This is a genomic window from Pseudoduganella aquatica, from assembly GCF_020865585.1.
GTDB classification, from domain to species: domain Bacteria; phylum Pseudomonadota; class Gammaproteobacteria; order Burkholderiales; family Burkholderiaceae_D; genus Rugamonas; species Rugamonas aquatica_A.
Genome location: NZ_CP086370.1, coordinates 1,777,801 through 1,798,713, shown reverse-complemented (window position 1 = coordinate 1,798,713; position 20,913 = coordinate 1,777,801). Strand labels below are relative to the sequence as shown.

At 64.3% G+C, this 20,913-nt stretch carries 24 protein-coding genes; 9 read left to right on the top strand and 15 right to left on the bottom strand.

The features are described 5' to 3' along the window. Nucleotides 1-194 precede the first annotated feature (194 nt). From KT882_RS07965 to KT882_RS07945, 5 genes are read right to left on the bottom strand one after another with little or no spacing between them, the layout of a single operon-like run. On the bottom strand, nt 195-980 hold the full coding sequence (locus KT882_RS07965) for a competence/damage-inducible protein A (RefSeq protein WP_161075539.1): 786 nt from the start codon (nt 978-980) through the stop codon (nt 195-197). A 9-nt stretch (nt 981-989) separates the two neighbouring features. After that, nucleotides 990-1,799 (bottom strand): EI24 domain-containing protein, encoded by an 810-nt coding sequence (locus KT882_RS07960; RefSeq protein WP_161075538.1) that lies wholly within the window; start codon nt 1,797-1,799, stop codon nt 990-992. 10 nt (nt 1,800-1,809) lie between these two features. After that, nucleotides 1,810-2,808 carry a sterol desaturase family protein gene (locus KT882_RS07955; protein WP_161075537.1) on the bottom strand — a complete coding sequence of 333 codons (999 nt, stop codon included), beginning with the start codon at nt 2,806-2,808 and terminating at the stop codon, nt 1,810-1,812. Then, the gene (locus KT882_RS07950; protein WP_161075536.1) at nt 2,805-3,599 is read right to left on the bottom strand and encodes a polysaccharide deacetylase family protein; all 795 of its coding nucleotides are present in this window, start codon (nt 3,597-3,599) and stop codon (nt 2,805-2,807) included. The genes KT882_RS07955 and KT882_RS07950 overlap by 4 nt, the downstream gene beginning before the upstream one ends. Nucleotides 3,600-3,606: 7 nt before the next feature. After that, entirely contained in the window at nt 3,607-4,578 is a 972-nt protein-coding gene (locus KT882_RS07945; protein ID WP_161075535.1) for a YVTN family beta-propeller repeat protein, read from the bottom strand. Nucleotides 4,579-4,727: 149 nt separating this feature from the next. On the opposite strand from KT882_RS07945, the gene KT882_RS07940 reads away from it, so the two are divergent. Beyond that, nucleotides 4,728-5,084, top strand: coding sequence for an FKBP-type peptidyl-prolyl cis-trans isomerase (locus tag KT882_RS07940; protein WP_161075534.1), 357 nt, complete (start codon nt 4,728-4,730; stop codon nt 5,082-5,084). A 112-nt stretch (nt 5,085-5,196) separates the two neighbouring features. Here KT882_RS07940 and KT882_RS07935 read toward each other — a convergent pair whose 3' ends face one another. After that, the gene (locus KT882_RS07935) at nt 5,197-5,925 is read right to left on the bottom strand and encodes a hypothetical protein (RefSeq protein ID WP_228895211.1); all 729 of its coding nucleotides are present in this window, start codon (nt 5,923-5,925) and stop codon (nt 5,197-5,199) included. A 182-nt stretch (nt 5,926-6,107) separates the two neighbouring features. On the opposite strand from KT882_RS07935, the gene KT882_RS07930 reads away from it, so the two are divergent. Beyond that, nucleotides 6,108-6,395, top strand: a complete 288-nt coding sequence (locus KT882_RS07930) for an HU family DNA-binding protein (RefSeq protein ID WP_132136728.1) — start codon at nt 6,108-6,110, stop codon at nt 6,393-6,395. 109 nt (nt 6,396-6,504) lie between these two features. Here KT882_RS07930 and KT882_RS07925 read toward each other — a convergent pair whose 3' ends face one another. Continuing rightward, nucleotides 6,505-7,959 (bottom strand): wax ester/triacylglycerol synthase family O-acyltransferase, encoded by a 1,455-nt coding sequence (locus KT882_RS07925; RefSeq protein ID WP_267478644.1) that lies wholly within the window; start codon nt 7,957-7,959, stop codon nt 6,505-6,507. A gap of 121 nt (nt 7,960-8,080) precedes the next feature. Here KT882_RS07925 and KT882_RS07920 point away from each other — a divergent pair, with 121 nt between their 5' ends. Continuing rightward, nucleotides 8,081-8,338, top strand: coding sequence for an acyl-CoA-binding protein (locus tag KT882_RS07920; RefSeq protein ID WP_161072490.1), 258 nt, complete (start codon nt 8,081-8,083; stop codon nt 8,336-8,338). Nucleotides 8,339-8,382: 44 nt separating this feature from the next. Here the strand turns inward: KT882_RS07920 and KT882_RS07915 are convergent, their stop codons facing one another. Then, entirely contained in the window at nt 8,383-8,664 is a 282-nt protein-coding gene (locus tag KT882_RS07915) for a polyhydroxyalkanoic acid system family protein (RefSeq protein WP_161072491.1), read from the bottom strand. Nucleotides 8,665-8,699: 35 nt separating this feature from the next. Further along, on the bottom strand, nt 8,700-9,974 hold the full coding sequence (locus tag KT882_RS07910) for a putative Na+/H+ antiporter (RefSeq protein WP_161072492.1): 1,275 nt from the start codon (nt 9,972-9,974) through the stop codon (nt 8,700-8,702). Nucleotides 9,975-10,112: 138 nt separating this feature from the next. On the opposite strand from KT882_RS07910, the gene KT882_RS07905 reads away from it, so the two are divergent. From KT882_RS07905 to KT882_RS07895, 3 genes are all read left to right on the top strand, one after another. Continuing rightward, the gene (locus KT882_RS07905) at nt 10,113-11,543 is read left to right on the top strand and encodes a gluzincin family metallopeptidase (protein WP_161072493.1); all 1,431 of its coding nucleotides are present in this window, start codon (nt 10,113-10,115) and stop codon (nt 11,541-11,543) included. A gap of 152 nt (nt 11,544-11,695) precedes the next feature. Further along, nucleotides 11,696-12,016, top strand: coding sequence for a ferredoxin FdxA (gene fdxA / locus KT882_RS07900; protein WP_161072494.1), 321 nt, complete (start codon nt 11,696-11,698; stop codon nt 12,014-12,016). A gap of 261 nt (nt 12,017-12,277) precedes the next feature. Then, nucleotides 12,278-13,513: a polyhydroxyalkanoate depolymerase gene (locus tag KT882_RS07895; protein ID WP_161072495.1), complete on the top strand. Its 1,236-nt coding sequence runs from the start codon at nt 12,278-12,280 to the stop codon at nt 13,511-13,513. 102 nt (nt 13,514-13,615) lie between these two features. On the opposite strand, the gene KT882_RS07890 is transcribed toward KT882_RS07895, so the two are convergent. Then, nucleotides 13,616-14,428 (bottom strand): substrate-binding periplasmic protein, encoded by an 813-nt coding sequence (locus tag KT882_RS07890; protein ID WP_228895208.1) that lies wholly within the window; start codon nt 14,426-14,428, stop codon nt 13,616-13,618. Nucleotides 14,429-14,599: 171 nt separating this feature from the next. Here KT882_RS07890 and rsxB point away from each other — a divergent pair, with 171 nt between their 5' ends. Both rsxB and nth read left to right on the top strand, forming a co-directional pair. Further along, nucleotides 14,600-15,292 (top strand): electron transport complex subunit RsxB, encoded by a 693-nt coding sequence (gene rsxB / locus KT882_RS07885; RefSeq protein ID WP_228895207.1) that lies wholly within the window; start codon nt 14,600-14,602, stop codon nt 15,290-15,292. Between the two features lie 9 nt (nt 15,293-15,301). Then, nucleotides 15,302-15,949, top strand: coding sequence for an endonuclease III (nth, locus tag KT882_RS07880; RefSeq protein ID WP_228895204.1), 648 nt, complete (start codon nt 15,302-15,304; stop codon nt 15,947-15,949). 33 nt (nt 15,950-15,982) lie between these two features. On the opposite strand, the gene proB is transcribed toward nth, so the two are convergent. The 4 genes from proB to rplU form a co-directional block, all read right to left on the bottom strand. Then, nucleotides 15,983-17,101, bottom strand: a complete 1,119-nt coding sequence (gene proB / locus KT882_RS07875) for a glutamate 5-kinase (protein WP_161072499.1) — start codon at nt 17,099-17,101, stop codon at nt 15,983-15,985. 234 nt (nt 17,102-17,335) lie between these two features. Then, the gene (gene obgE / locus KT882_RS07870; protein WP_161072500.1) at nt 17,336-18,445 is read right to left on the bottom strand and encodes a GTPase ObgE; all 1,110 of its coding nucleotides are present in this window, start codon (nt 18,443-18,445) and stop codon (nt 17,336-17,338) included. An 89-nt stretch (nt 18,446-18,534) separates the two neighbouring features. Then, nucleotides 18,535-18,792 (bottom strand): 50S ribosomal protein L27, encoded by a 258-nt coding sequence (rpmA, locus tag KT882_RS07865; RefSeq protein WP_161072501.1) that lies wholly within the window; start codon nt 18,790-18,792, stop codon nt 18,535-18,537. Between the two features lie 38 nt (nt 18,793-18,830). Continuing rightward, on the bottom strand, nt 18,831-19,142 hold the full coding sequence (rplU, locus tag KT882_RS07860; RefSeq protein ID WP_057153473.1) for a 50S ribosomal protein L21: 312 nt from the start codon (nt 19,140-19,142) through the stop codon (nt 18,831-18,833). A gap of 266 nt (nt 19,143-19,408) precedes the next feature. Between rplU and ispB the strand changes: the two genes are divergently transcribed. Further along, nucleotides 19,409-20,398, top strand: coding sequence for an octaprenyl diphosphate synthase (gene ispB / locus KT882_RS07855; RefSeq protein ID WP_161072502.1), 990 nt, complete (start codon nt 19,409-19,411; stop codon nt 20,396-20,398). Nucleotides 20,399-20,491: 93 nt separating this feature from the next. Here the strand turns inward: ispB and arsC are convergent, their stop codons facing one another. Further along, nucleotides 20,492-20,839, bottom strand: coding sequence for an arsenate reductase (glutaredoxin) (gene arsC / locus KT882_RS07850; RefSeq protein WP_161072503.1), 348 nt, complete (start codon nt 20,837-20,839; stop codon nt 20,492-20,494). Nucleotides 20,840-20,913 lie beyond the last annotated feature (74 nt).

The window sequence follows — 20,913 nt, the reverse complement described above, 5'->3', positions numbered from 1 at the left end:
TGCGGAAACGTCGGTTATTGCTAGGGTTGCTTGACATGATATTACTTAAACCGTGCTGTATCAGTGGTACCGCTCTTGCTATCCATTGCACCACATCGGACCCGCACGCACAGGCTACCACGCCGATTATTTGATCTGCGCCCAGTCTTTTTCGCAAAAAAACAACGTATACCGCTGAGCCGTCATATGACGTCCTACAGCCGCGCGTACTCCACCTTCAGGCTGTCCAGCTCCGCGCACATCTGCGCATAGGCTTCGGCAGCCTGGCCCGGCTCGCCTTTCACGCCCAACTCGATATGGCGGCGCGTGTTGGCGTCGCCCACGCTGGGCAGGCTGAACACCTTGATGCGCGGGTACTGCGCTTCCAGCGCCACCATCAGCGGCGTCAGCGCCGACTCGGCCGCCTCATACACCAGCACGCCGTGTTCGGCGCGCGGCTCGCGGTTGAACAGGTCGGCGTAATGCGTGTCGAGCACCCATTCGATCATGGGCCAGGCCATGACCGGAAAGCCCGGCACAAAGTAGTGCGTGCCCAGCGCAAAGCCGGCCACGTTGTTGTAGGGATTGGGGATCAGCGCGGCGCCTTCGGCGAATTCCGCCATCTTCAGGCGGTGCAGGTTTTCCGCCGAGTCCAGGTCCACCGCCTGGCCGGCCTCGCGGCCCATTTGCAGGATGCGCTGCTGGATGTTCTGCTTGCCCTGTTCATGCAGCACCAGCGGCAGGCCCAGCGCGTCGGCGGCGGCCTGGCGCGTGTGGTCGTCCGGCGTGGCGCCTATGCCGCCGCAGGAGAACACGATGTCGCCGCTGGCGAAGCTGCGCTTGAGCGCGGCCGTGATGCGCGCCGGATCGTCGCCAAGATACTCGGCCCAGCCCAGCTGCAAGCCACGCGCGGCCAGCAACTGCACCACTTTGGGGAAGTGCTGATCGACGCGCTTGCCCGACAGGATCTCGTCGCCGATGATGATAAGTCCGATAGCCATAGCCCTGCCCTATTCTGTTGTTGTGCATGCGCGCTGCTGCTGCAGCGCCTCCAGGCAATAATACTCAAACCACAGGCCGGTGAAGATAAAAATCAGCACGTACAGCCAGATCGAGGCGGCCGCCAGGAAGGGGAAGAACACCACGGCGATCGTGGCGCCGCCCACCCACACCATGCCGGGTATGGCGCCGGCCACGCCGGACACCACGCCGATCGACATCAGCTGCCAGCGGTGCGCGCGGCGCAGTTCGGCGCGTTCGTCCTCGCTGGCGTAGTCGGCCAGCGCGTCGTAGCTCATCACGCGCTGCGTCAGCCAGCCCCACAGCAGCACCTGCACCAGCAGCGCGGCCGGCGGGAACAGGTACAGCGGCAGCGCCAGGAACCACACCAGCACGAAGATGGCAAAGCCGCCCAGCGCGGCGGCCACGCTGCCGGCGATGCTGCCGCCGCGCTTTTTCTCCAGCAGCGGATAGTGGCGTCCGCCCACGTGGCGCACCACGAAAGGCATGGCCGCCACGCCGATGAAGATCAGCGCCGTCAAAATCATCAGCGGCAGCAGCGTGAGCATGGCGATCAGCGGCGGCACCACGGTCTTGAGCACGCCCAGGCCGATCGCGTTGAGCCAGCTGCCGCTGGCGTCGAACAGCCCGTGCTCGACAAAGGCCGCGTGCAGATAGTCCACCATGGGCTGCAGGCAGAAGTACAGCAGCACCGCCCACAGCGCCACCGACAGCAGGAAGGGCACGATGCTCAGCATGAGCATCTTGCCGTGCAGCTGGGACAGCAGCGCGCGCCCGTAGGCGTTCAGTACCGCCTTCATTGTTCAACCTTCATTCAGTGGGCTCCTTGCCGAAGTTGTGCACCATGCGTTTGAGGCCCAGCCACTGCTGCTGCCAGAAGCCACGCCCGTACTCGCGGCCCGGCGTCACGCTGCCGTCCGGCGCGGTGCGCGGCAGCTGGTCGCGGATGCCGGTCTGCACAAACTCGGGCGTGAAATTGGCGGTGCGGAACAGCATGTCCCAGACCGGGAACAGCACCGCGAAATTGCAGCCGCCCAGCGTGCCCTTGCCTTTCGACTCGTGGCCCACGCCGATGGCGTGGTGCATGCGGTGGAAGCGCGGCGACACCAGCAGGCGCTCGCCGATGGCGCCGAAATGGATGCGCACATTGGCGTGCTGCAGGCTTTGCACCATGCGCGACAGCGACACCAGCAGCACATACTGCGCCGGCGGCACCCCCACGCCGATCGCCACCAGGGCCATGACGATGTCGCGCAGGATGTCGTCCAGCACGTGGTTGCGGTCGTCGCTCCACAGATTCATATTCATCTGGCTGTGGTGCAGGCTGTGCAGGCCCCACCACCAGTTGAACTGGTGCGAGGCGCGGTGGTACCAGTAATCGACGAAGTCCAGCAGCAGCAGATACAGCACGAAGCTGCCCAGCGGTCCCATCCCGGGGAACAGGCTTTCCAGGTTGAAGGGATGGACGTTCTCCAGGCGCAGCAAGGCGTTCAGGTGGTCCAGCAGCGGATCCAGCGTGAAGAAAATGACCACCGTGAACAGGCCGAGGCGGTGCAGCGCGGTGTAGATGAAGTCGTTCCAGCGCGCGCGCGGGTCGGTGAATTTATGCACCGGTATCATCGCCTCCATGGGCCGCAGCACCAGGAACAGCAGCACCATCTCGGCCAGGCCGATCAGCAGCCACTCCGTGCCTTCAAAGGCTTCCTCGGTGATGTCGCCCAGGCCCGCATAGAACAGGAAAGGCTGGATCACGGTTTCGAACAACCAGCCCTGGGCCATGCCCAGCCAGTCGCTTAAGAGTTGCATCATGGTTTTACAGTACGCTTGAATTGAGAGGCATAGTCAGGGTGTTCGCGCAGCGTGGCGAAGCAATAGCCCTTTTGTTTCAGTCCCGCGATCAGCGGTTCCAGGTTGGCCGGCGCCCACGGGTCCTTGCGCGACCAGATGCCCATGTGGGCCATGAAGATGTCGCCGCCGCGCAGTTCGTTCAGGGATTTTTGCAGCAGGACCGCGTTCGGCCAGGCCGCGCTGGACAGCTCGTCGCCCGAAAAGCCGGCCTTGGCCCAGCCCACGTGCGCGTAGCCGCAGGACTGCGCCGCGGCCAGGCTGCGCGGCGAGACCTTGCCGCCGGGTGCGCGCCAGATCGGATCGAGATGGCTGCCGGTGAGCTGCCGGAAGCGGCTATCGACGCGCTTGATCTCCTCGCAGTACTGGGCCGGGCTCCAGCTTTGCGCCTTGCCGGCGCCGGCGCCGAACTGCGGCTTGACCTGCAGCTTGCCGTCCGCGCCGTCCTTGAGCCAATAGACATGGTCGAAAGTGTGGGAACCGAAGGCATGGCCCTCGGCCACGCGCGCCTTCCAGAACGGCGCCCAGGACGGGTCCAGCGAATAGTCGCCGCGCACCGTTTTCTCGTTGGCGAGGAAGAAGGTGGCTTTGATCTGGTGCCGGTTCAGGGTCTGCGCGATCAGCTCGGCCTGGGACTGGCTGCCGGTGTCGAAGGTGAGGTAGATGGTGCCCTGGCACGCGGCCGCCGCGCCGGCGGCCGTGAACAGGGAAGCGATGAGGGCGGCTGCGCCGCCCGGTAGCAGCAGGCCGCTCATGGCAGGATCAGACGCGCGGCGAGGAATTGGCGAAGAACACGCCATGCGGCGAGCGGCCGACCGGGATCAGCTTGACCACCTTGCGGGTCGCCAGGTCCACCACGGCGACTTTCTTGATCCAGCGCAGCGTCACCCACATGGTTTTCTTGTCGTCGGTGATCTCCATGCAGTCCGGGCCGCCCGGCACATTGATGGTGCCCACGTTTTCCAGCGTCTTCTGGTCGATGATGTTGATGGTGTTCGACACGCGGTTGGACACATAAGTCATGCGGCCGTCGCCCAGCGCGCGGAAGTTGTGCGTGCCGTTGCCGGCCTTGATCTTCTTGACCGTCTTCTGGGTGCGCCAGTCGATCACTTCCACGTAGTCGCTGCCCATGATGCCGACCAGCAGGTGCTTGTCGTCCGGCGTCATCGAAATGCCGGCTGGCAGCTTGCCTACCGGCAGCGTCCACTTGATCTGCTGGGTTTTCAGGTCGATGCAGCTGATCTGGTCGCTGCCCTGCTGGGTGATGAAAGCCATGGTGCTGGCCGCGTCGAACGCGATATGGCTGGGCAGCTTGGGCAGCGGCAGGCGCTTGGACAGCGTGAAATTCTTGCCGTCGAACTTGTAGATGTCGATGCGGTCCAGGCGCAGCGAGGTCACCACGAACCACTTCTGGTCGGGCGAGAAGCCGATCTGGTAAGGATCGAGGATGTCCTTGATGGTGCGCTGGGCCTGGCCCGTCTTGGGATCAAGAAACACCAGCTCATTGCCCACCGAGCTGGCCACGATCAGGGACTTGTTGTCCGGCGTGGCCATCAGGTGGTGCGGCTCTTTGCCGACTGGGAAGGTGGACAGGGTCTTGTAGCTGGCCTGGTCCAGCAGCTGGACGGTGGCGTCGCGCGAATTGAGCACGACTACCACGTTCGCTTGCGCCGAACTGAGGGCGGAAACCAGGCAGACACTGGAAAATACGATGCGGCGGAGACTGCGGAACATGACGTGAATCGCTTCTGAATAGCAAAACCCTATTCTAAGTGCAAACCGCATCGGGTGAGGCGTAAATGGCGACAATAATGCTGGGGAATAGCGCCGAAGCGCGGCACCGACTACAATTAATGGCTAAGCTAACCAACAAAAGGAACATTATGTCCACTATCACCACCCCATCCGGCCTGCAATACGACGACGTCACCGTAGGCGAAGGCGCCGAAGCCAAAGCCGGCCAGAACGTTACCGTGCACTACACCGGCTGGCTGCGCAACGACGACGGCAGCAAGGGCTCGAAATTCGATTCGAGCAAGGACCGCAACGACCCGTTCGAATTCGCCCTGGGCGCCGGCATGGTGATCCGCGGCTGGGACGAAGGCGTGCAAGGCATGAAAATCGGCGGCACCCGCGTGCTGACCATCCCGGCCGAGCTGGGCTACGGCTCGCGCGGCGCCGGCGGCGTGATCCCGCCGAACGCCACCCTGATCTTTGAAGTGGAACTGCTGGGCGTGTGACGCCGGCCCGGCGGGTTACGGCGTTCCGCCTAACCCGCCCTACGCCCATAAGCACCACCAATATTTTCGGATGCGTAGGGCGGGTTAGGCGCGCAGCGCCGTAACCCGCCGCTCAGCGCAGCCACGCATTCTGCATGGCGTCCCGCTCGGCCGCCGCGTCCAGCGTGGCGCCGTTGCTGCGCTGCTCCACCACGGCCTGCACCGCCGCCGGCAATTCGGCGCGGGCAGGCTTGTCCGCCGCCGCTGGATACTGCACCAGCACCGGCAGCTTCCATCCCGCCGCTCCCTTGCACGCCAGCCCCGCCAGTCCCTGCGCTCCCGCGCCGCCATTGGCCGTAAAGCTGCGGCAATAGCCGCCGTCCACCGCCACATAGCTGCCCACGATGCGCACCGTGCCGCCGTACACGCCGCCCGCGCCGGACGGCGCCTGGTCCAGCGCCAGCGCCAGCCTGCCCTGCGCCAGCAGCGCGCCGTCGCGCCAGGCCACGCTGGGCGGCGCCTGCGGGTCCGGCTGCCAGTCGGCCAGGCCGAACTTGCCCAGCCCCACGCCCAGCGCCAGCACCGCCGCCAGCGCGCCCCACTCCAGCCACGACCAGCGCCAGCCCTTGCGCACCTTGCGCGCGGCCTGCTGGGTGGCGGCGCGGGTGGCGCGCACGGCCGCCAGCTGCACCACGGTGGCGCCCCGGCGCGGCGCGGCCAGGCGCTGCCGGGCCGCCTGGAAGCGGGCCAGGCGCTGCGCCAGCACGGCGTCGCGCAGCGCAGCCGCCTCCACGGCACGCCGGGTTGCCTGGTCCAGTTCACCGTCGGCGTATGCCATCAGGATGTCGTCCGAAAAGCTCATGATACGGTTCCTCGCTAGTTCCGATCATACCCCCACAGGCGCGGCAGGGGTAGCGGGCGTGACGCAAAATCGACGCAGGCCAACGCCCGTATGGCTTACTTTGGAAAATTCTGTCAGCAGATTCTTACTCCAGGCAATAATTATGTGCTAATCTGCGCGCTCTATTAACCAAGGAGGTAGTAATGAAAAAAGGCGAACTGATTGCAGAATTTGCTAAGCGTACCGAAATGTCGGGCGCAGCGGCCAACGACGCAGTGAACACTCTGATTGCCATCGTTACCGAGCGTCTGAAAAAGGGCGACACGGTCGGCATCACCGGCTTCGGCACCTTCTCCGTCGCCAAGCGTGCAGCACGCAAAGGCCGCAACCCTGCAACCGGCGAAGCGATCAAGATCGCCGCGTCCAAAACTCCGAAATTCTCCGCTGGCGCGACCCTGAAAGCGGCAGTGAACCCAGCCAAGAAGAAATAATCATTTCGGTGATTGGGTTCCCGGCCGGGCTTAGCCCGGCCATTTTTTTGCCCGCCGCTGCCGCGAGGCCGTAGGGCGGGTTAGGCGCCAGGCGCCGTAACCCGCCAACTCAAGCACAACCATCCATCAGCGCCAGCAACACCAGCTTTTCAAACTCGGGCGCAAAGCGGCGGATGATGTTGTCCGGGTCTTTCACCAGCGCGTCGTCGGTCACAATGCCGAACTGCACCCCGCCGTTGTAGGACAAAATCGAGACCCCCACACCGATATCGCCCGACTGCGGCACCCAGAACATGATCTGGTCCAGGCGGCTGCCGGCCAGGTAGAGCGGCGTTTGCGGCCCCGGCACATTGCTCATCACGGCGGTGGCCTTGCGCGCGAAGAAGTTCTGGATTTCGTTCTGCACCTGCTTGGGCGAGGCGCCCAGCACGCCCAGCACCGACATGGCCACCAGCGCCGTGTAGCTGCCCTTGAGCTCCGTCATGCGGCGCCGCACCTCCATCAGCCGCGCCACCGGATCGGCCACACCCACCGGCAGCACCAGCGGCACCAGGCCGAAAGCGTTGCCCAGGCGCTGCTGGCGGCTGGCCTTGCGCAGGTTGACCGGCACCATCACGCGCACTTCGCAATCGTCCGCCACCTCGTCGCCACAGTCCTTCAGATAGGCGCGGATGGCGCCGGCCACGCTGGCCATCAGCACGTCGTTCACCGAACAGCCATAGGCCTTGCTGACCGCCTTGATCTCGTCCAGCGGCAGCGGCTCGCTCCAGGATACATGCTTCTTGCCGTTCGGCTTGCCCTTCAGGCGGGTGGCGCTATCGTCGGCCATGGTGGTGAGCTTGACCGCGTCCGTGGTGAGCTGGGCGGCGGTCTGGCCGACGGCGGCCACGCGCCCGGCCACCTTGTCCAGGTCGGCCCACATGCTCATGGATTTGAGCAGCACCGACGAGGACAGGTCTATGGTCTTCACGCCGGCGGCGGTGATGGGGTTGAGTATCTGCTCCCAGGGATTGGCTTCGGCCTCGGCCACGGCGGCCGCGGCCGGCTTGGCGGGCTGCTCGTCCGGGTGCTGCCCGAACATGGACATGAACACGCCAACCAGCGCTATGCCGTCGGCGATGCAGTGGTGGATGCGCACAATCAGCGCCTGGCGCACCTTGCCGTCCTCGCCGATGCAGTTGTCCACCAGGTGCATCTGCCACAGCGGCCGCGCCGGGTCCAGCGGCTGCTGCGACAGCAGGCCCACCATGCGCTGCAGCGCCGCCTTGTTGCAGGCGCCGCCCTGGTCGTCCAGGCGGGTGTGCACCACGTGGTCGTCCAGGTCCACCTCGTCCTCCTCCCACCAGGAGCCGGCCAGGTCCGTCACCACGCGGCTGCGGAAGCGGCGGTAGGCCAGGAAGCGCGACTGCAGCGCCTCTTTCAGCCCGTCCACGCCGATAGCCTCGGCCATCATGGCCACGCCGACTATCATCATCTGGTTGCCTTCCGAGTCCATGCGCAGCCAGGCCGTATCCACGGTGGACATTTTTCTGCGGCCAAGCGCCGACAAGGCTTGTGACAGCATATTTGAGTTTCTCCTCTATAGTTTCCAGCCGGACGCGCCAGCACAGCATAATTTTTGTATTATGTGGCTTCTGCACGGACGTGCGCAAAGTTACTTTAGTGATATTACTCTAGGAGAGTTTATGAGTCTGCAAGAACAATTCGATCAGGCGATGGCCGATTCCAAAAACCTTCCGGAGCGTCCGGACAATATGACCCTGCTGAAGATCTACGCGCTGTTCAAGCAAGGCTCGGCCGGCGACGTGGAAGGCTCGCGTCCAGGCTTCACCGACATGGTGGGCCGCGCCAAATACGACGCCTGGGCCAACCTGAAAGGCACCTCCCAGGACGAGGCCAAGCAGCAGTACATCGACCTGATCGAAGAACTGAAGGCCGCATAAAACAAAAGCCCGCAGCAGCGGGCTTTTTCACAACTGGCGGCGCATCAGGCCGCGCCGAAAATCTTGGCCATCTTCTCGCTTGCCTTGCTCTGGATGACGGGCGCAAAGGCGCCGAACAAAAAGCCCAGCTTGATGGACATCTCCGCCTTGTGCTTGGTCAGCGTGAGCGTGCCGTTCACGCCGCTGCGCTCGAAGCGCAGCACGTCGCCTTCCCACTCGTATGCCAGGTCGAACTCCTCGGCCAGCTTCTCAGCGACCTTTTGTGCCGCGTCGCGGGCTTTTTTGGGCGTCAGGGTGTGTTCCTGAACGATATTGATATCTGCCACGAATATTCTCTCCTTGATCTGGGGCGGGCGCCATTTTACAGCAGGCGGAACGCGAGGATGGCCACGACCGTCGGCGGCAGCGCGCCGAGCAGCAGGCCCAGCGGACTGACGCAGCCGTCGCCGAAGTAGCGCTTGAGCAGCGCCATGCCGGCCGGATTGGGCGCGTTGGCGATCACCGTCAGGCCGCCGCCGGTGACGGCGCCGGTCACCAGCGCGTACTTGAAGTCGTCGCTCAGGCCCTCCACCAGTGAGCCCAGATAGGTCAGCGCGGCATTGTCGGTAACGGCCGTCAGCGCGGTGGCGCCGTAGTAGACCGCGCTGCTGCTCATGCTCATCAGCGCCTCCTGCAGCCACCACTGCTGCCGCCCGCCCAGCACCACCAGCCCGGCCAGGAAGAAGGCCACCATCAGGCCTTCGCGCAGCATCAGCCTGTCCTGGTGCCGCTCGTAGGCGTGCGCCACGCCGAGGAAGAACAGGAACAGGCCCATGAACACCGCGCTGTGGTGGGAAAACACCACCACGCCGGCCAGGAACAGCAGGTGCACCAGCACCAGCGCGGCGGGCACCGCCTCCTCCTTCACTTCGCCCGGCCCGATGCCGTCGCTGGGGTCGTCCAGCCGGCGCAGCTCGCGCGCAAACAGCAGGGCGGCGGCCACCGCGTTGAACAACACGGCGGCGGCCGCTTTCCAGCCGATGTGGCTGAGCATAAAGGCCGTGTCCCAGTGCCACTTGGCCGCCACCATCAGCACCGGCGGCGCGGCGAAGGGCGTGAGCGTGCCGCCTATCGACACGTTGACGAACAGCACGCCCAGCGTGGCGTATTGCAGGCGCGGCGAAATGCCGGCGGCGAAAATGCGGCGCGCCAGTATCAGCGCGCCCAGCGTCATGGCGGCCGGCTCGGTGATGAAGGAGCCCAGCAGCGGCACCACCGCCAGGATCACGATGTACGGCCCCATGCTGCCCGGCAGCGGCAGCGCGCGCGCCAGCAGGCCCACGGCGGCGGCCGTGGTCTGCAAGATGGGACGGGTGGCGGCGATCACCATGATGACGAACACGAACAGCGGCTCGGTGAAGTTGCGCCCGTCCAGATAGGCAATGGCGCCGTCCCTGCCCTGCAGCGCGAACATGCACAGCACCAGCACCAGCGCCCAGAAGCCGAACACCACCTCCACCTCGCCCAGCAAATGCCACAGTCCGGCGTGCGCCGGACGCGCGTGCGCCAGCCGCTCGAACAGCTTGGTGGAAAAGGTATGCGCAATGGCGATTGCGAACAAGGCCGCGCCAATGATGTCGATAGTGCCGGGTGCCACGCTGTCTCCTGTATGCCTGTGCTAGCGGCATTGTACGTCAGCGCCGTTTGCGCAAACGCAAATGGGCGCTGCCCGCGCCGGGCCACACTCTCTATTCGGCGCGCATCCGGCCGCCGGCCTTTCGAACTGGAGACGATTATGGAATCCGACGTGATAGAAACAGTGCTGACCCAGCCCAACCGCCTGCCGGTAGGCTACGTGCCGACACCGTCCGCACCGTACCGCGTGCACCGCAAAGCCGCCCAGGCCACCTTGCAGCCGGGGCGCCCGGGCCGCAGCACCAACGGCCTGGCGGCGGCGCCCTTCCCGGCCGGTTCGCGCGTGCTGATCTGGAAGCAGGACCCCTCGGTGACGGAGATGGGCACGCGCAAGACCTTCCTGCCCGGCGTGATCCTGGAAGGCCCGCGCGACGCCCGCATCGCCAGCGGCGCGCCGGGCATCTCCCCGGTCAGCCCGAACACCTTCGGCGACTTCATCATGCAGCCCAACACCGACCAGTTCGACGCCGTGCACACCTTCGCCGTGGTGCGCCAGACGCTGACCATGTACCAGCGCGCGCTGGCCACCGGCGGCGACGCCGCGCCGCTGCCCTGGCAGTGGAACAGCGCCAGCAACACCAATCCGCTGCAGGTCTTCCCGCACGGCCTGCCGGACGTGATGAACGCCTACTACAGCCGCGACGAGCGCGCCCTGAAATTCGGCGACTTCGTGCCCAGCGGCGCGAGCGAGCGCATGTACACCTGCCGCTCCTTCGACATCGTGGCGCACGAAACCGGGCACGCCGTGCTGGACGGCCTGAAGCCGCGCTGGCTGCTGAGCAACAACCCGCCGCAGACCGGCGGCCTGCACGAATCCTTCGGCGACCTGACCGCCATCTTCCTGACGCTGTCCCAGCTCGACCAGACCGAGGCCGTCATCGCCCAGACCAAGGCCGACCTGCACGACAAGACCTTCCTGGCCGACATGGCCGAACAGTTCGGCCTGGCGCTGGGCCGCCCCAACGGCCTGCGCAACGCGGACAACGACCTCAAGCTGTCCGACGCCGGCAACGAGGTGCACGCCATTTCGCAGGTGTTCACCGGCGCCATCTACGACATCCTGGCCGACATGTTCGCGCACGAACGCCACCCCGGCCTGGAGGACGACGCCGCCCTGCTGCACCGGGTGGGCGAATACCTGTGCGGCCTGGTGCTGCGCGCGCTGATGGCCGCGCCCGACCACAAGGCCACCTACGCCCACGTGGTGAACCAGATGCTGCGCATCGTGGCCGAGGACGGCAAGCCGGCCGAGTACGCCGGCTTTATCCGCGAGCGCTTCACCGTGCGCGAAGTCGTGATCGCGCCCGCGCATCCGCCCGCAGCCGAAGCCGCCGGCGCGCAGCAGGCCAACGGCGAAATGGCCGAACTGGCGCCCGCCGTGGAAGACCTGCCGGGCGCGCCGCAGGACAGGCGCGCCTGCTGCGGCACCATGAACAACGCCCAGTACTTCGAGCTGGAGGACGCGCTGGACCAGGAGCGCGCCGAGCTGGCGCGCTGGTGCCAGGGCTACGCCGCGCGCAACGGCGCTTGAAAAGCCCCCGCCTGCGCGCCACATTCGCCGCCCCATCCGCATTTGCTTATGCGCATAGTATCTAAGCAAAAAACCGGCGGCGAATTGTGGCGGCGCGCAAATTACCTTAAAATACAGTGCTTTGCCGTGCGACCAACATAGATAGGACTGTCATGACCCACGTAGTTACCGAATCTTGCATCAGCTGCCGTTACACCGACTGCGTCGATGTTTGCCCGGTAGATTGCTTCCGCGAAGGCCCGAACTTCCTGATTATCGATCCGGACGAGTGCATCGACTGCGCGGTCTGCGTGGCGGAATGCCCGGTAAACGCGATTTTCGCCGAGGAAGACGTGCCGGCCGACCAGGTGAAATTCATCAAGATCAACGCCGAACTGACGCACTGGCCTTCCATCACCAAGACCAAGGCGGCCCTGCCGGAAGCGGAACAATTCAAAGACGTCCAGGACAAGTTGCATCTGCTGAAGCGCTGATTCATCTGGTGAAATCGGGGCGCGCGCCGCGTCCCCCCAGCACCACATCTCGGACACATCCTACAGAAAAGCAGCGGAAACGCTGCTTTTTTTACTTTTTCTCCCGTATTATCTTTATACCCAGTGCCACTATGGTGGTGCCGGCGTGCCTTGCCTATGGTCATCGCAAAGTGCTTTACGTCATGGTCAAATATCCTATAATGGGTTCATGATTCCACCCACCGGGGCGCCCAAGTCCCCGATTATTACCCAGGAATATTTATGCTTTACCAACTGCACGAAATGCAACGCACATTCCTGACGCCGCTGATGCAATGGGCGGACGCGTCTTCCAAACTGTTCAGCAACCCAGTCTCTCCTCTGGCGCATACGCCATTTTCGCAGAGGATCGCAGCAGGTTACGAGCTGATGTACCGTTTGGGCAAAGAATACGAAAAACCGCCGTTCGGCATTGATAGCGTTACCGTCAACGGCAAAGAGACCCGCATCGTCGAGCACGTCGTGGTCAACAAGCCTTTCTGCCGCCTGATCCATTTCAAGAAAGACCTGAGCGACAAGGAAATCCGCGCGCTCAAGCAGCCCACCGTGCTGCTGGTGGCGCCGCTGTCCGGCCACCACTCCACGCTGCTGCGCGACACCGTGTCCGCGCTGCTGCAGGAGCAGGACGTCTACATCACCGACTGGACCGACGCCCGCATGGTGCCGCTGTCGGCCGGGCCGTTCCACCTGGACGACTATATTTTTTATGTCCAGGACTTTATCCGCCACCTGGGTCCGGACCTGCATGTGATTTCGGTCTGCCAGCCCACCGTGCCGGTACTGGCCGCCATCTCGCTGATGGCCACCGCCAAGGATCCGAAACTGCCGAAGACCATGACCATGATGGGCGGCCCGATCGACCCGCGCAAATCGCCGACGGCCGTGAACAACCTGGCCACCGAAAAGAAATTCTCGTGGTTTGAAAACACCGTGATCTACTCGGTGCCGCCTAACTACCCGGGCTTCGGCCGCAAGGTCTATCCGGGCTTCCTGCAGCACGCCGGCTTCATCGCCATGAATCCGGGCCGCCACGCGCAAAGCCACCGCGAGTTCTATATGCACCTGGTCACGGGCGACGACGAGCCGGCGGAGAGCCACCGCAAGTTCTACGACGAGTACAACGCCGTGCTGGACATGCCGGCCGAGTACTACCTGGACACCATCAAGACCGTGTTCCAGGACTTCTCGCTGCCGCAAGGTACATGGAAAGTGGGCGGCCAGCTGGTGCGTCCGCAGGACATCACGAATGTGGCGCTGTTCACCGTGGAAGGCGAGCTGGACGACATCTCCGGCGCCGGCCAGACCCAGGCCGCGCACGAACTGTGCTCCAACATTCCGGCCGACATGCAGCAGGACTTCGTCACGCCGGGCGCAGGCCACTACGGCATCTTCTCCGGCCGCCGCTGGCGCGAGATAGTCTGCCCCAAGATCAGCGAATTCATCCGCAAACACGGATAAGAGCAAATCCCCGGTCCGCCGGGGATTTTTTTTACCGAATCCCAAGGGACACCGTAGGGCGGGTTAGCAGCGCAGCTGCGTAAGCCGCCGAGCAGCCGCCCATCACGGCATCGGCAGCAGCGCCACCTCGTCGCCCATGCGGCGCCAGTACTCGCGCTCGACGTTCCCCAGGTCAAACTCCCTGGCCGCTTCATTGAACGCCCTCTGCAGTTTCAGCCCTTCCTCATTGCGCTTGAAGCACACATGCACCGACCGCTCCTTGAACAGCTGCTCGGAAAACACGATACGCTCGCGCTCGGTCCGGCTGAACGGCCCCCTGGCCAGCAAATGGCGCAGCACCCGCTTCTCGATCACGATGGCGGGGTAGCGTCCGGTCAGCAGCTTGCGCAGATTGGTCTCGTCGTTCACGCCCTCCTCCGCCCGCAGCTTTCCGGCCCGCGCCATGCCGTCGAACTGCTCGCCGTTCGAATAGCCCGCCACGGTGCCGATGCGCATGCCCTGCAAGTCCGCCAGCGATGCGGCCTGCACCGGCGCGTCCTTCAGGTAAGCCAGAACATTCCTGGTGCTGCCGATGGAGCTGGAAAAATGGCACAGCTTCTCGCGCTCGGGCGTGCGCCACACGGCCAGGAAACCGGCGTAGCCCGGATGGTGCAAGCCGATTTCCACGGTGCGCTTCCACGGAAAATAATCGATCCGCGCCGTGTAGCCGGCGCGCGCCAGCACGGCGTCCACAAAGGAGGCGGACAAGCCCTGGCCGGGCAGGGAATTGGTGACGAAGGGCGCCCAGTCCTCTGCGGCGAAGCGCAGCGGCGCCGGCGGAGCCGCCGAGGAAGGCAGGCAGAAAGCCAGCGAGGACGCCAGCACGGCGGCCGACAGCAAGCCGCTGCTCAGCCGCAGTCGCAGCCCGGTCGTCATCGTTCGCTCCGCATGCTTGCCCTATTTTCCATCCGGCTATGCTCCCACAAAATGTTACCGCTAGCAAATTGTTATTCCAAATCCACAAGATTCCCCGCACGCTGGAAGGTTTTTCCAGCCTGCCGCCCGCAGATATCGGATAATGCCATATTCATCACCACCGACTTAGCCGTGCCAGACGCCGCGCCTCCCTCCCTCGCCGACCGCATTGAAGACGCGCTGCCGCAAACGCAGTGCACCAAGTGCGGCTACAACGGCTGCCGCCCCTACGCCGAAGCGATCGCCGCCGGCAATGCGGGCATCAACCAGTGCCCCCCGGGCGGCGCCGAAGGCATCGCGCGCCTGTCGGCCGTCACCGGCTATCCCGTCATCCCGCTCAACCCGGTCAACGGCCTGGAGCGGCCGCGCGCGGTGGCCTATATCGACGAGGCGCTGTGCATAGGCTGCACGCTGTGCATCCAGGCCTGCCCGGTGGACGCCATCGTGGGCGCGGCCAAGCAGATGCACACCATCGTGCCGGAGCTGTGCACCGGCTGCGACCTGTGCGTGAACCCCTGCCCGGTGGACTGCATCGTCATGTTCCCGGTCACGGAGAGCACGGGCTGGCAAGCCTGGCCGCAGGCCGACGCCGACGCGGCGCGCGAGCGGCACGACTTCCGCGCCATGCGCTTGCGCCGCGAAAGCGAAGAGAACGACGCCCGGCTGGCGGCCAAGGCGGCGGAGAAAATGAAGGCGGTGGAAGCGCTGGATCCGGGCACGGCGGCCGGCGAAGCGGAGAAGGAACGCAAGCGCGCCATTATCGCCGCGGCGATGGAGCGCGCGCGCCTGAAGGCCGAAGCGGCAAAGAACGAGAAAACGGAATGAACGCAGCGAATGAATGCCACTAAGCGCCACGAAATCTTCAGCCGCCTGCGCGCGGCCAATCCCTCCCCGAAAACCGAGCTGGAATATACGACGCCGTTCGAGCTGCTGATCGCCGTGCTGCTGTCGGCGCAAGCGACCGACGTGGGCGTGAACAAGGCCACGCGGCGCTTGTATCCGGTGGCGAACACGCCGCAAGCCATGCTGGACCTGGGGCTGGACGAACTGACCGACTACATCAAGACCATAGGCCTGTACAAGACCAAGGCCAAGAACGTGCTGGCCACCTGCCAGATACTGGTGGACAAGCACGGCGGCGAAGTGCCGCGCACGCGCGAGGAGCTGGTGGAGCTGCCCGGCGTGGGCCGCAAGACCGCCAACGTGGTGCTCAACACGGCCTTCGGCGAGATCGCCATGGCGGTGGATACGCATATCTTCCGCGTGTCCAACCGCACCGGCATCGCGCCGGGCAAGAACGTGGACATCGTCGAGGAAAAGCTGATGAAGTTCGTGCCGAAAGAGTTCCTGCTGGACGCCCACCACTGGCTGATACTGCACGGCCGCTACACCTGCATGGCGCGCAAGCCGCAGTGCTGGAACTGCATCATCGCCGACCTGTGCGAGTTCAAGGGCAAGAGCCCGATTCCGGCCGGCGTCTAAAGGCGGGTTACGGCGCACGCGCCTAACCCGCCATTACAGCAGGACCATATTGTCCCGGTGTATCAGCTCGTGGCCTTCGAGGTAGCCGAGCACGGACTCGATCTCGGCCGACGGCTTGCGCTTGATCTTGCGCGCCTCCGCGCTGCTGTAGTTCGACAGCCCGCGCGCGACGGCGCTGCCGTCTTCCGCCACGCAGGTAATCACCGCGCCGCGTCCGAACTCGCCCTTCACGTCGATCACGCCGATAGGCAGCAGCGACTTGCCTTCCTTGCTCAGCTTTTGCACCGCGCCCGCGTCCAGCACCACCTGGCCGGCCGTGTGCAGATGGTCGGCCATCCACTGCTTGCGCGCCGTCAGGTGCCCGGTCTGCGCCGACAGCTCGGTGCCGATGGCTTCGCCGCCGGCCAGCCGCGTCAGCACATTTTCCTCGCGCCCGAACGCGATCACCGTATGCGCGCCGGACTTGGCGGCGCGCTTGGCCGCCAGGATCTTGGTCAGCATGCCGCCGCGCCCAAGGCTGGAGCCGGCGCCGCCCGCCATCGCCTCCAGCGCCAGGTCGCCGGCGCGGCCCTGCGCGATCAGGTAGGCCGACGGATCCTTGCGCGGGTCCGCGCTGAACAGGCCGCGCTGGTCGGTCAGGATGATCAGCGCGTCGGCCTCGATCAGGTTGGCTACCAGGGCGCCCAGGGTGTCGTTGTCACCGAACTTGATCTCGTCGGTGACCACGGTGTCGTTCTCGTTGATGATGGGGACTATGCCCAGGCGCAGCAAGGTGGTCAGCGTGGAGCGCGCGTTCAGGTAGCGTTCGCGGTCCGCCAGGTCGGCGTGGGTCAGCAGCACTTGCGCCGTGCCCAGCTGGTGGGCGCGGAAGCTGGTCTCGTAGATCTGCGCCAGGCCCATCTGGCCCACGGCGGCGCAGGCCTGCAGTTCGTGGATGTCGGTGGGGCGGGCCTCGAAGCCCAGGCGCAGCATGCCCTCGGCGATGGCGCCCGAGCTGACCAGCACCACTTCCTTGCCCAGCGCGCGCAAGGCGGCGATCTGGGCGGCCCAGCGCGCGATGGCGGCGTGGTCCAGGCCGCGCCCGTCGTTGGTGACCAGCGAGGAGCCGACCTTGATGATGATGCGGGTGGATTTCTGTATGACGGAATTCATGATGCGGCGGTTCTCACTCAATCAACTCGATAGTCCCGGCGCGCGCTGCGCTGCCAAGTCGTGCCTTGCTTGATTTTCGAAGGGCGGGTTGCCCTGCCTTGCCGCAGACAGCGCCGGCCCATGATGGCGGGCCGGCACTGTTGATGGGAATGCAAATCAGCGAATAGCTGATTATGCCGTTGTTGCAGAGTTATTGCGAGTTACTGAATCTCAGTAGCAACTCAGTCCCGGATTTTAGTCCAGGATTTTGAAACGGGGATCATCCGGATCGATCGAGGAAATGCCGCGCGCCTCTTCCGTCATCTGGGTTTCTTCGGCACGCTGTTCGCTGTGCTTCACTTGCTCCAGGTGCATATAGATGGCGTTGACCAGTTCCTGCGTGCCTTCGTGGCTCAGGGCGGAGATCTCGAACACCGGTCCCTTGAAACCGAACTTCTTCACGAAATCCTTCACGCGCTTGGCGCGTTCGGCTTCCGGTATCACGTCCAGCTTGTTGAGCACCAGCCAGCGCGGCTTGTCCACCAGCGCCTCGTCGTACTTCTTCAGTTCCTTGACCAGGGCCTTGGCTTCCTTGACCGGATCGGCGGCGTCCTCGAACGGGGCCAGGTCCACAATGTGCAGCAGCAGGCCGGTACGCTGCAGGTGGCGCAGGAACTGGTGGCCCAGGCCGGCGCCTTCGGCGGCGCCTTCGATCAGGCCGGGAATGTCGGCGATGACGAAGGATTTTTCATGCGACACGCGCACCACGCCCAGGTTCGGGTGCAGCGTCGTGAACGGGTAATCGGCGATCTTCGGCTTGGCGTTGGACACGGCCGTGATGAAAGTGGACTTGCCGGCGTTCGGCATGCCCAGCAGGCCGACGTCGGCCAGCACTTTCAATTCCAGGCGCAGCTCGCGGCGCATCCCTTCCTTGCCTTCGGTCTTCTGGCGCGGCGCACGGTTCGTCGACGTTTTGAAGTGGATATTGCCCCAGCCGCCCTCGCCGCCCAGCGCCAGCAATTCAGTCTGGCCGTGCTCGGTCATGTCGGCGATGATGTCGCCGTTGACTTCGTCGATGATCAGGGTGCCCACCGGCATGCGCAGGTAGATATCGTCCGCGCCCTTGCCGTAGCAATCCGAGCCGCGGCCCGATTCGCCGTCCTTGGCGCGGTGCATTTTCGAATAGCGGTAGTCGACCAGGGTGTTGACGTTGCGGTCGGCGATGGCCCAGATGGAGCCGCCTTTGCCGCCGTCGCCGCCGTCAGGGCCGCCGAAGGGGCGGAACTTCTCACGGCAGAAAGAGGCGCAGCCGTTGCCGCCGCTGCCGGCGATCACTTCAATTCGTGCTTCGTCGATAAACTTCATAATGTGCCGCCATAAAACTAAAAAGGCTCTACCGTTGGCAGAGCCTTTCGATTGAAGGCTTGCGCCTTACTTTGCGTGGTAGCGCTGTATTAAGCGGCTACTACGGTCACGAACTGGTGCGAGTCCGGGCCTTTGACAACGAACTTCACCTTGCCGTCCACCAGGGCGAACAGGGTGTGGTCCTTGCCGGTGCCTACGCCTTCGCCAGCGCGCACTGGGGTGCCGCGTTGACGAATGATGATGCCGCCAGCATTGATCGATTGACCGCCGTACACTTTAACGCCCAGGCGTTTTGATTCCGAGTCGCGGCCGTTGCGGGTTGTGCCGCCGCCTTTTTTGTGTGCCATTTATTAGCTCCTAAATTAGCTGTAGTTAAAGACGACGATTAGCCGTTGATCGAAACGATCTGGATTTCGGTGTAGTTCTGGCGATGGCCCTGATGCTTCTGGTAATGCTTACGACGACGCATTTTGAAGATCTTGACCTTGTCGTGACGACCTTGGGAAACTACTTTCACCTGAACCGTAGCACCTGCGACCAGGGGCGTGCCAAACTTGATGGCTTCGCCCTCGCCAACCGCGAGTACTTGATCGATGGTGAGTTCGGAACCAATGTCAGCAGGTATCTGTTCTACTTTGAGTTTTTCGCCAGCGACAACTTTATACTGTTTGCCACCGGTTTTTATGACCGCGTACATGATTTGAAACCTCATCAAATGTTAAAAGAATCCTCCGCTGCGTACCGCAGAACAACAGTGTGGAACGGGGAGAACCTGCGATTATACACAAACTGAAAATTTGCGTCAAAGAGTATTCCAAATTCTTGGCGAGCATGGTATGTCGGCAATATTGCCGCCGGGCCGGGGCGGCGGACTTGCCAAGCCGACATCCCCTATGGCAATCGCCACCACAGCCGGGGCATGACGTATAATCGCGGCACTTCACTCACCCTTGCAGGTTTGCCTTGTCTGCCGCTACCCAACACGCCAACTCCAACACCATCACCCAGACCATCGCCGCCGATATGGACGCGGTGAATGTGGTGATCCGCCAGCGCCTGCACTCCGAAGTGCCGCTGGTTAACCAGATCGCGGAATATATCATCAGCGCCGGCGGCAAGCGCATCCGTCCCGTGCTCGTGCTGCTGGTGGCCAACGCCTACTCTTATCAAGGCGCGGCCCACCACGAGCTGGCCGCCGTGGTCGAATTCATCCACACCGCCACCCTGCTGCACGACGACGTGGTGGACGAATCGTCGCTGCGCCGCGGGCGCGCCACCGCCAACGCCCTGTTCGGCAACGCCGCCTCGGTGCTGGTGGGCGACTTCCTGTACTCGCGCGCCTTCCAGATGATGGTCTCGCTGAACAGCATGCGCGTGATGCAGATCCTGTCGGACGCCACCAATGTGATCGCCGAAGGCGAAGTATTGCAACTGCTTAACATGCACGACCCGGACGTGAGCGAGGAGCGCTACCTGCAGGTGATCCGCTCCAAGACCGCCAAGCTGTTCGAAGCGGCGGCCGAGCTGGGTGCGCTGATCTCCGGCGCCAATGACGAGCAGATCGCCGCCGCCGGCGAATACGGCCGCTCGCTGGGCACCGCCTTCCAGCTGATCGACGACGTGCTCGACTACGCCGGCGACGCCGCCGAGATCGGCAAGAACGTGGGCGACGACCTGCGCGAAGGCAAGCCGACGCTGCCGCTGATCTGGCTGATGAGCCACGGCACCGAAGAGCAGCGCCAGCTGGTGCGCTCCTGCATCGAGAATGGCGACGAGCAGCACTTCGACACCATCCTTGCCGCCATCACCGGCAGCGGCGCGCTGGACTACACCCGCCGCGCCGCCGAAGTGGCCGCCGAGCGCGCCGCCGACGCCGTCTCCGGCCTGCCCGCCAGCGTCTACAAAGACGCCCTGCTGCAACTGGCCCGCTTCGCCGTCGACCGCACCCACTAAGCAGCTTGCCGTCAACCAAAAAGGGGGCAGGGTTAGTTTTCTCGCGTGGGAAAACTAACCCTGACCCCTTTTTGGTTTTTGGCTACGGAATGGCTACAGGATTTCGTGGACCAGCGCGGGCGGGCGGCACAGGCGCACGCCTTTGGCGGTGACGACGAAGGGGCGGTTGATGAGGCTGGGATGCGCCATCATGGCGTCCAGCAGGGCGGCGTCGCCCAGGCTGGGGTCGGCCAGGCCGAGCTGGTCGTACAGCTCGCCCTTGTCGCGCATGGCGCCGCGCACCGTCAGCCCGGCTTGCGCAATCAGCTCTTGCAGGCGCGCGCGCGTGGGCGGCGCGTTCAGGTAGTCGATAATCTCGGGCTCGACGCCGCTCTCGCGTATCAGCGCCAGCGCGCCGCGCGAATTGCTGCAGGCGTTGTTGTGGTAGATGGTGATGGCCATGGCCGCCTCCTGTGGTTCGTTGAGGCGGCCATGCTAGGCGATACGGGACGGCTGCGCAAGCACCCGTCCCGCCC

Bases quoted from the DNA above. Each gene is read 5' to 3' on its own strand.
- fdxA (WP_161072494.1), top strand. From the start codon at position 11,696: ATGACCCACGTAGTTACCGAATCTTGCATCAGCTGCCGTTACACCGAC.
- rplU (WP_057153473.1), bottom strand. From the start codon at position 19,142: ATGTACGCGGTCATAAAAACCGGTGGCAAACAGTATAAAGTTGTCGCT.
- KT882_RS07930 (WP_132136728.1), top strand. From the start codon at position 6,108: ATGAAAAAAGGCGAACTGATTGCAGAATTTGCTAAGCGTACCGAAATG.
- KT882_RS07960 (WP_161075538.1), bottom strand. From the start codon at position 1,799: ATGAAGGCGGTACTGAACGCCTACGGGCGCGCGCTGCTGTCCCAGCTG.
- obgE (WP_161072500.1), bottom strand. From the start codon at position 18,445: ATGAAGTTTATCGACGAAGCACGAATTGAAGTGATCGCCGGCAGCGGC.
- nth (WP_228895204.1), top strand. From the start codon at position 15,302: ATGAATGCCACTAAGCGCCACGAAATCTTCAGCCGCCTGCGCGCGGCC.
- KT882_RS07895 (WP_161072495.1), top strand. From the start codon at position 12,278: ATGCTTTACCAACTGCACGAAATGCAACGCACATTCCTGACGCCGCTG.
- rpmA (WP_161072501.1), bottom strand. From the start codon at position 18,792: ATGGCACACAAAAAAGGCGGCGGCACAACCCGCAACGGCCGCGACTCG.
- KT882_RS07935 (WP_228895211.1), bottom strand. From the start codon at position 5,925: ATGAGCTTTTCGGACGACATCCTGATGGCATACGCCGACGGTGAACTG.
- KT882_RS07925 (WP_267478644.1), bottom strand. From the start codon at position 7,959: ATGCTGTCACAAGCCTTGTCGGCGCTTGGCCGCAGAAAAATGTCCACC.
- KT882_RS07890 (WP_228895208.1), bottom strand. From the start codon at position 14,428: ATGACGACCGGGCTGCGACTGCGGCTGAGCAGCGGCTTGCTGTCGGCC.
- proB (WP_161072499.1), bottom strand. From the start codon at position 17,101: ATGAATTCCGTCATACAGAAATCCACCCGCATCATCATCAAGGTCGGC.
- KT882_RS07965 (WP_161075539.1), bottom strand. From the start codon at position 980: ATGGCTATCGGACTTATCATCATCGGCGACGAGATCCTGTCGGGCAAG.
- KT882_RS07955 (WP_161075537.1), bottom strand. From the start codon at position 2,808: ATGATGCAACTCTTAAGCGACTGGCTGGGCATGGCCCAGGGCTGGTTG.
- KT882_RS07940 (WP_161075534.1), top strand. From the start codon at position 4,728: ATGTCCACTATCACCACCCCATCCGGCCTGCAATACGACGACGTCACC.
- KT882_RS07945 (WP_161075535.1), bottom strand. From the start codon at position 4,578: ATGTTCCGCAGTCTCCGCCGCATCGTATTTTCCAGTGTCTGCCTGGTT.
- KT882_RS07905 (WP_161072493.1), top strand. From the start codon at position 10,113: ATGGAATCCGACGTGATAGAAACAGTGCTGACCCAGCCCAACCGCCTG.
- KT882_RS07950 (WP_161075536.1), bottom strand. From the start codon at position 3,599: ATGAGCGGCCTGCTGCTACCGGGCGGCGCAGCCGCCCTCATCGCTTCC.
- KT882_RS07920 (WP_161072490.1), top strand. From the start codon at position 8,081: ATGAGTCTGCAAGAACAATTCGATCAGGCGATGGCCGATTCCAAAAAC.
- arsC (WP_161072503.1), bottom strand. From the start codon at position 20,839: ATGGCCATCACCATCTACCACAACAACGCCTGCAGCAATTCGCGCGGC.